General features: G+C 42.6%; 5 protein-coding genes. All 5 read left to right on the forward strand.

Translation table 11 applies throughout. The features are described 5' to 3' along the window. The coding region (locus VF500_RS18820) for a glutamate-5-semialdehyde dehydrogenase (RefSeq protein WP_330861159.1) at positions 1 to 1,251 on the forward strand (1,251 nt) is incomplete at its 5' end. 760 nt (positions 1,252 to 2,011) lie between these two features. Next, positions 2,012 to 3,100 (forward strand): tRNA 2-thiouridine(34) synthase MnmA, encoded by a 1,089-nt coding sequence (mnmA, locus tag VF500_RS18825; RefSeq protein ID WP_330861160.1) that lies wholly within the window; start codon positions 2,012 to 2,014, stop codon positions 3,098 to 3,100. A gap of 269 nt (positions 3,101 to 3,369) precedes the next feature. Further along, positions 3,370 to 5,763 (forward strand): type I DNA topoisomerase, encoded by a 2,394-nt coding sequence (topA, locus tag VF500_RS18830; protein ID WP_330861161.1) that lies wholly within the window; start codon positions 3,370 to 3,372, stop codon positions 5,761 to 5,763. A gap of 99 nt (positions 5,764 to 5,862) precedes the next feature. After that, entirely contained in the window at positions 5,863 to 6,267 is a 405-nt protein-coding gene (locus VF500_RS18835; protein ID WP_330861162.1) for a hypothetical protein, read from the forward strand. Positions 6,268 to 6,333: 66 nt separating this feature from the next. Next, a partial coding sequence (locus tag VF500_RS18840; RefSeq protein ID WP_330861163.1) for an MG2 domain-containing protein occupies positions 6,334 to 9,015 on the forward strand: 2,682 nt, incomplete at its 3' end.

Raw genomic sequence — 9,015 nt, forward strand, 5'->3', positions numbered from 1 at the left:
ACCATGAATTATAACAGCTATTTTGATAAAGCAGGTGAAGCAAGCCGCAAAGCCCCCCTCACCCCTTCCGTAATCAACGGAATTTTGGAGGATGTTGCTGCCGAGGCTATAGCTCAAACCGAATATATCCTGGCCGAAAACCAGAAAGATCTTGACCGCATGGACCCGGCTGATCCAAAATACGATCGCCTTAAACTCACTGCCGACAGGATCAAAGGCATTGCAGGCGATATGTTAAGCGTCGCCAAATTAGATAGCCCGCTTGGTAAGCAACTTTCGGCTACTGAACTGCCTAATGGTTTATCGATATCAAAAATACGTGTCCCCCTTGGCGTTGTTGGTGTTATATATGAGGCCAGGCCCAATGTTACTTTTGATGTTTTTGCACTTTGCTTTAAAACAGGAAATATCAGTGTATTAAAAGGCGGAAGCGATGCCGATTTCTCCAACCGGGCCATCATTTCGGTTATCCATCAGGTATTGGCAAAACATGGTGTTGACGTTAACGTAGCAACCTTGCTCCCTGCCGAACGTGAGGCCACAACAGCCTTACTGAACGCCATTGGTTATATTGATGTGCTCATCCCAAGGGGAAGCCAATCGTTGATTGATTTTGTACGGGATAACAGTAAAGTTCCGGTTATTGAAACCGGTGCGGGCATTGTACATACTTATTTTGATGAATCAGGAGACCTGGAGAAAGGCGCAGAGATCATTGCAAATGCCAAAACCCGCCGGGTAAGCGTCTGTAATGCTTTAGATTGTTTGATCATCCATTCAGCACGTTTAAATGACCTCCCCCGCCTGGTATATATCCTGAAAGATAAAGAAGTAGAGATTTTTGCTGATGAACAGGCTTTTGAAGCACTAAAAGGAGACTACCCTGCAAGTCTTTTGCATGAGGCAAGCCCGGAACACTTTGGCACCGAATTTCTTTCGATGAAGATGGCTGTCAAAACGGTAGGTTCGTTTAATGAGGCTTTGGCATATATTGCTGTAAACAGCTCCAAACATAGCGAAGCCATTATCTCTGAGGACGCCGAAAATATTGCTCAATTTTTAAATGATGTGGATGCAGCTGCTGTTTATGCTAACGTATCAACCGCATTCACTGATGGTGCCCAGTTTGGACTCGGGGCCGAAATTGGCATCAGTACTCAAAAACTCCATGCCCGTGGCCCCATGGGTTTAGAAGAGCTTACCAGTTATAAATGGCTGGTTAAAGGCGACGGGCAAACCCGTAATCCATAAATTATCCTGCAAACACTATTGCATAAAAAAGGTGCTTACTACGTGTAGTAAGCACCTTAAAAGTGTTATTCTAAATTGTTAAGCGTTACTTTATTAAGTAGTTGGCTGCAGCAATAAAGCAAATAATCACTAAAATCACGCCCTGTAATTTTTGTTCTAAAGTCAATTGAGTTAACATTCTTTTATTAATTAGGATATAGCAAATTTATAATGTAATAGGTCTGTTACAATAGGCAGTATCATTTTTACATTATTTTTAATAAATAATGTTGCTTGTTTTTATAATAGTCAGCTCTACATTTATTATTTAAAATTTTAGCAACAAATACCTTTTAACATTGAAATTAGTGTATCCCCTACACCTGTTACAAAGGCATTTTTTATAGCCAAATCTATTATTTGAGCGCCTGTTTAATTCATTTTTTACAACACTTCTTTTTACACTAAGTAGATCAATTTCTTTCACTTATTATTCAATATTAATATGATGTTAAGGATATAACTACTGATACATTTAACTCATATTAAAGACACAATGAAACTAATAACAGCGCAAAGGAGATTTTATAAACGATATTTATTGCAAGTTGGCATCGCGTATGGCTATCATAATTACTTAATATAATTCACACAAAACACTGGATAACAATGTAAATTAACTATTGATTAACAACAAAACAAACACTATCTTAACACATTTTACCCTATACTGACCAAGCATATGTTAACATAAAAATCAAATAGGTATCTTTGCAGCATTATGAGTAAGCATGGCAGGATATTAGTGGCAATGAGTGGCGGGGTTGATAGTTCGGTAGCGGCAGTGATGCTGCATGAACAGGGCTATGAAGTTATTGGTTTAACCATGAAAACCTGGGACTACGCCTCATCGGGCGGCAGTTCAAAAGAAACCGGCTGCTGCAGCTTGGATAGCATCAATGATGCCCGCGCCTTAGCTGTTGGTTATGGCTTCCCTCATTATATATTAGATATTCGTAATGAGTTTGGTGATTTTGTGATCGATAACTTTGTTGATGAATATCTGGCTGGCCGTACCCCTAACCCATGCGTTTTATGCAATACCCATATTAAATGGGAGGCTTTATTAAAACGTGCCGATAAACTCGATTGCGAATTTATTGCGACCGGACACTATGCCAATATCCGTTTACAGGATAACGGCCGTTACGTGATATCAAAAGGCAAGGATACTAACAAAGATCAGTCATACGTGTTATGGGGTGTAACGCAAAAAAATCTTGCGCGTACCCAATTCCCAGTGGGCAGATTCTCAAAACCTGAGATCAGGCAAATGGCTCTTGACATGGGCCAGATAGAACTTGCCGGCAAAAGCGAAAGCTACGAGATCTGTTTTGTTCCTGACAACGACTACCGCTCGTTTCTACGTCATAAAGTTGAAGATCTTGATGAACGTATTGGCCCGGGCAATTTCGTATTGACTAACGGCACCATAGTAGGCAAGCACCAGGGCTATCCTTTCTATACCATCGGCCAGCGTAAAGGGTTGGGCGTAGCATTAGGTCACCCTATGTTCGTTGCCCATATCGATCCTACCACCAACACGGTTGTTTTGGGCACCGCCGATGAACTTGAGCGTAAACAAGCCTGGGTTAAAAACCTCAACCTCATTAAATATGAAAGTATAACTGAGCCGCTTGAAGCTATTACAAAAATACGCTATAAAGATGCCGGCACCCAAAGTACTATTCTGCAAATGGGCGAGCACATGAAGGTTGATTTTCATCATAATGTATCGGGCATAGCGCCAGGCCAATCGGCTGTATTTTATGAAGGAGATGATCTGCTTGGCGGCGGCTTCCTGATGTAAGCTTTTTTTGGGAATGTTGTAAAGTTAAAAGGTTCCTATTCTTAGCAAGGCTGTGATATTTTAATTACAAGCCAATTTTAACTTTGCAACATTTCTGCCTTAAAACATCCCAACTTTTTGTTGCGACTTTTTCATTTTTAGCTTACCGCAACAATCAACTTTGTAACATTTCAATATTACAACTTTCCAATTTTACAACATCTTTAGAAAAAACTAATTGGTGTTTCAATTACTTTATGTTTTATTTGCAAAAAACTAAAACTGATTAAATGGCCAAAAACTTACTGATAGTTGAATCACCTGCAAAAGCTAAGACCATTGAGGGTTACCTTGGTAAGGACTTTACAGTAAAGTCCAGCTATGGGCATATCCGTGATCTGGTTAAGTCGGAAGATGCAATTGACATAGCTAATAACTTTAAACAAAAATATGAAGTACCTGCCGATAAAAAGCAGGTAGTTAGCGAATTAAAGAAGTTAGCTAAGGAAGCCGAAATGGTTTGGCTTGCATCGGACGAGGACCGCGAGGGTGAGGCCATTTCCTGGCACTTGTTTGAAACATTGGACCTGAAAGACGCAAGTACCAAGCGGATTGTTTTCCATGAGATCACCAAGCCGGCCATTTTAAAAGCAATAGATACACCACGTAAAATTGACTATAACCTAGTTAACGCGCAGCAGGCACGCCGTGTTTTGGACAGGTTGGTGGGTTTTGAGCTCTCCCCTGTTCTGTGGAAAAAGGTAAAACCATCACTTTCTGCCGGTCGCGTACAATCAGTTGCAGTAAGGCTTATTGTAGACCGTGAGCGTGAGATCAATAAATTTAAATCAGAAGCAGCATTTAAAATCGTAGCCATATTTGGTAAGGGCAAAGAAGCTTTCAAGGCCGAACTACCTGAGCGCTTTGCAAAACAGGAAGATGCTGAAAAGTTTTTACAGGATTGTATCGCTGCCAACTTCGATGTAAAATCGTTAGATACCCGGCCAGCAAAACGTTCACCTGCCGCGCCGTTCACTACTTCAACCTTACAACAGGAAGCCAGTCGTAAGCTTGGTTATTCTGTGGCACGTACAATGCAGGTTGCACAAAGGCTTTACGAATCAGGTTACATTACCTATATGCGTACCGATTCGGTAAACCTCTCTGAACTGGCTTTAAATTCGGCAGCAAGCGAGATCGTATCTGCCTACGGCGAAAAATACCATCAGCAAAGAAGATATAAAACCAAAAATGCCAGTGCACAGGAAGCACACGAGGCGATCAGGCCAACTTATTTCAACAATCATTCTATCGATGGAGAATCGGCAGAAAAACGTTTATACGAGCTGATCTGGAAACGTGCCATTGCCTCACAAATGAGCGAAGCTCAGTTTGAGAAAACTACCGCAAAGATCAGTATTTCAACCCGTAGTGAAGACCTGGTAGCTAACGGCGAAGTAATGAAGTTTGATGGTTTCCTGAAAGTTTATCTTGAATCGCAGGATGATGAGGATGATACACAACAGGATGGCGAAAATGCCATGCTGCCACCATTAACTAAGGGTCAGCGTTTAGCTTTGCAGGAAATGTCTGCAACAGAACGTTTTTCACGTCCTGCAGCCCGTTACACGGAGGCAAGCTTAGTGAAAAAGCTGGAAGAACTGGGTATCGGTCGCCCGTCAACCTATGCCCCTACTATCTCCACCATTCAAAACCGTGGTTATGTGGTTAAGGAAGAGCGCGAAGGTAAACAGCGTAATTTCAGGGTATTAACACTGAAAGCCGGCAGCATTACTAAAGAAGAAAAAACGGAGAACACCGGTGCCGAACGCGGAAAGTTATTCCCGACTGATATCGGCGCGGTGGTAAATGACTTTCTGGTGCAGTATTTCAAGGACATCGTCGATTTTAATTTTACAGCAAGCGTTGAAAAGCAATTTGACGAGATAGCGCAGGGCCTGAAAGAGTGGACAGCTATGCTACACGATTTTTACAACCCTTTCCATAAAGAAGTAGAGAGCACAATTGAAAAGGCTGATAAAGCTACAGGCGAACGCGAATTAGGGATCCACCCTGAAAGCGGAAAGAAAGTTTCAGTACGTATCGGCCGTTTTGGCCCATTTGTACAAGTTGGAGAAAGTGCCACTGAAGAGAATGAAGAGAAACCGCTTTACGCCAGCCTTCGCAGTGGCCAAAGCATCGAAACCATTAGCCTTGAGGAAGCACTTGAGTTATTCAAGCTGCCTAAAGTTGTAGGCGAGTACGAAGGTAAGGTAATGAAAGTGGCTATCGGCCGTTTTGGGCCTTATATCAGCCATAACAGCGCCTTTGTTTCTTTACCTAAAGAGATAGACCCGCATGATGTTACCGAGGAACAAGCCATTGAGCTCATTAACCTGAAGCGTAAAAAAGATGCAGAGAAGCTGATCAAATCTTTTGATGAAGATCCTGACGTGAAAGTGTTGAACGGCCGTTGGGGCCCATATATTGAGTTTGGCAAGCTGAACGTTAAGATCCCTAAAGATAAGGATCCTTTGACCCTCACCTACGAAGAATGCAAGGCACTTGCCGATGCAACACCGAAGGATGCTAAAAAAGGACGCTTTGGCAAAGCCGCTGCCGCTGCCAAGCCCGCTGCAACGAAAGCACCGGCCAAGAAAAAAGCGGCGCCGAAGAAAAAGTAGTGAAGTGAATGGTTGATTGAGTTGATTAGGTGAACGGTTGGACTCGCGTGCTCAGAACCACTCAACTAATCAACTCAATCAACCCAATCAACTAAAAGAATGAAAAAAGACCTGCCCGAAAATAATGTAAAGGATATTGCCATTGCAGTAGCATTGGAAAGTGAGAGCGTGGAAAGTAAGGTATGGTATGTATATCTCATCAACCTCAAAAATGAGCCCATCGAAAACGTGCTCATTACCTCCAAAGGTTATGGTGAAAAGGATGGCGAACAGGTAAAGACCTCTGTGCTGAGACATATGATCCCTGTTGTTGACAGTAAGGCATATAAGCTTATCGAGCCAATTGATGAGCAAACCTTTGGCCTTAATAATGAGTATTGGTTAAGCTATTACATCGGAAAAGACATTTTCGACAAGAAGTTTATTTTCCTTCCTGAAAGTATTGTGGAGATGAATTTTATCAAGATCCCGGTTTTAAACAAGCCCGGGGTTATGATAAAATAATTTTCGCTTTAAATTATTTATTGTCATAAATTTCATAATTTACCTGATAATAAATAAACCTATTTCATGGAAAACGGATACAGCCAATTCCGCAAACGCCGAACCTTAATCACTGTTGTCACCACTATCGCCCTTGTTTTACTCATCGTATACCTGGTTGCCAGTGGCCACAAAAAAACAGTTGTTGACCCTGCCTTTAGCAAGTACATCGAGTCGTACACTACCGGTGTTGTTTCGAAACAAAGCCCGATCCGTATTCGGCTGGCCAGCGATGTACAAGTAACCCATCAGCAAAATGAAGAAATAACCGAAGACCTTTTCAACTTTTCGCCGTCTATAAAAGGAAAGGCTATCTGGACAGATGCGCGTACCATAGAGTTCAGGCCAGATGAAAAGCTTGATCCGGGTAAAAACTATACTGCCGATTTTAAATTGGGAAAACTTATTGAAGTGTCAAACCATTTTGAGCATTTCAAATTTAGTTTCCAGGTGATCCAGCCTGATTTTACGGTGTCATTTATCGGAATGCAAACCGCCAACAGCACCTCGAACACCGAAATGAAATTGACCGGCGATGTACAAACCGCCGATGCTGAAGATCCATCTGCTGTTGATAAACTTATCGTACCTAATTATGATTCGCCTGTTAAAATAAACTGGGAGCATGATGCGGCTCATAAAAACCACCATTTTACTATAACCGGCTTAACCCGTGTGGCCGGAAAAGCCAATCCGCTTGTTATTAATTGGGACGGCAGCAGCATAGGTGTAGATAAAAAAGGCAGCCAAAATTTTGAGGTGCCTGCAATTGGCGACTTTAAGGTACTGAACATTCGTGCCGTACAGGATAATGACCAATATGTGGAAGTACAATTCTCGGATAATATTTTGGTTGGACAGGAACTCAACGGGCTCATCACTATCAATAATATATCTGACCCTGCCTACAGCATTGATGGCAGCCTGGTAAAAGTTTATGCGCCAGATCGCTTACAGGGAGATTACACCGTATCCGTAAATGAAGGCATTAAAAACACACTCCTAAAAAGGATCACCAAAGGATATACTGCCAATTTGTTTTTTGAGAACCGTCTGCCTGCAGTAACCATCCCCGGAAAGGGCGTGATCCTCCCCGATTCAGGCCGCATTATGATGCCTTTTGAGGCGGTCAACCTTAATGCGGTAGATGTTACTATTATCAAGATCTACGAAAACAATGTACCACAATATTTCCAGAGCAACGGTTTTGACGGTAGCGCCGAATTAAGACAGGTTGGCAAGCCTATCGTTCAAAAAACTATCCGTTTAGATACCGACAAAGGTCTTAATCTACATAAGAAAAACCGCTTTATGCTCGACCTTGACCAGATGATCCGTACCGAACCTGGTGCTATCTATCGTGTGGTGATCGGTTTCAGGCGTTCGTATTCGTTGTTCAACTGCAAAATATACAGCGGTAAAGTTCAAAAAGATAATGGCGATGATGACGAAGAAGGTGGCTACTACGGCGGCGAATACAGCGACAATACATCAAAAGTAAGCGACGAGGACGACGACTTCTGGAAACGCTATGACAATTATTACCCCGAAGGCTACAACTGGCAGGAACGTGACGATGCCTGCTCAGAATCATATTACAACAAGCAGCGCTGGGCTACACGCAACATCATAGCTTCAAACATCGGTCTCATAGCCAAACGCGGCAATAATAACAGTATGCTGATAGCGGTTACTGATATTCTGACTGCAGAGCCTATGAATAATGTTGACCTTGAACTGCTCGACTATCAGAAACAGGTAATTTATAAAACTACTACTGATGGTGACGGACTGGCTAAGTTCGACCTGAAACGTAAACCATACCTGCTGGTAGCTAAAAAAGGCGTACAGCGTGGTTATTTAAAACTTGATGACGGTAGTTCCTTGCCTCTGTCGAGGTTTAATGTTGGCGGAGAAGAAGTACAAAACGGCCTCAAAGGATTTATTTATGGCGAGCGCGGCGTTTGGCGTCCGGGAGATTCTATCTATACTTCATTTATCCTGGAAGATAAACTAAAAACCCTCCCGGCTGATCACCCGGTTGAGTTTGAACTGTATGATCCAAGCGATAAGCTATACAGGCGCATAACCCAAACTAAAAGTTTAGATGGATTTTACAGTTTTCACACCTCAACCGAAACCTCGTCCCCTACCGGCAACTGGACAGCCAAGGTTAAAGTAGGCGGTGCCATTTTTGAGAAAAAGATCAAAGTTGAAACCATCATGCCTAACAGGCTTAAGCTTAGCCTTTCATTCGGCGGAGCGGCAGAGTTGACCAAAGGCAACAATGCTAACGGTAAACTGAGTGCGCAATGGTTGTTTGGCGGCGCAGCACAAAACCTTAAAGCAAAAGTTGATGCTTACCTGTCGGCACAAAACACGAGCTTCAAAAAATACAAGGATTATGTTTTTGACGATCCTACCCTGGCCTTTAATACCCAGGTACAAACTGTTTTTGACGGCAAGCTGAGTGAAACCGGTACGGCGGATGTGGACGCCAACGTAAACGTAGAGAAACAGGCACCGGGCCAACTTCGCGCTAACTTCCTGGTTAAAGTATTTGAACCCGGCGGTAACTTCAGTATAAACCAGGTGAGCATGCCTTATAACGTATATCAAGGCTATGTAGGTGTTAAAACACCTGAAGGCAGTGACCTGTCGGGTATGCTGGTTACCGATAAAGACCATATGGTTGATATTGCCGATGTA

Source organism: Mucilaginibacter sp. (genome assembly GCF_036383575.1).
Lineage (GTDB): Bacteria > Bacteroidota > Bacteroidia > Sphingobacteriales > Sphingobacteriaceae > Mucilaginibacter.

Coding starts and splice junctions, on each gene's coding strand:
- mnmA (WP_330861160.1), top strand. CDS start 2,012: ATGAGTAAGCATGGCAGGATATTAGTGGCAATGAGTGGCGGGGTTGAT.
- topA (WP_330861161.1), top strand. CDS start 3,370: ATGGCCAAAAACTTACTGATAGTTGAATCACCTGCAAAAGCTAAGACC.
- VF500_RS18835 (WP_330861162.1), top strand. CDS start 5,863: ATGAAAAAAGACCTGCCCGAAAATAATGTAAAGGATATTGCCATTGCA.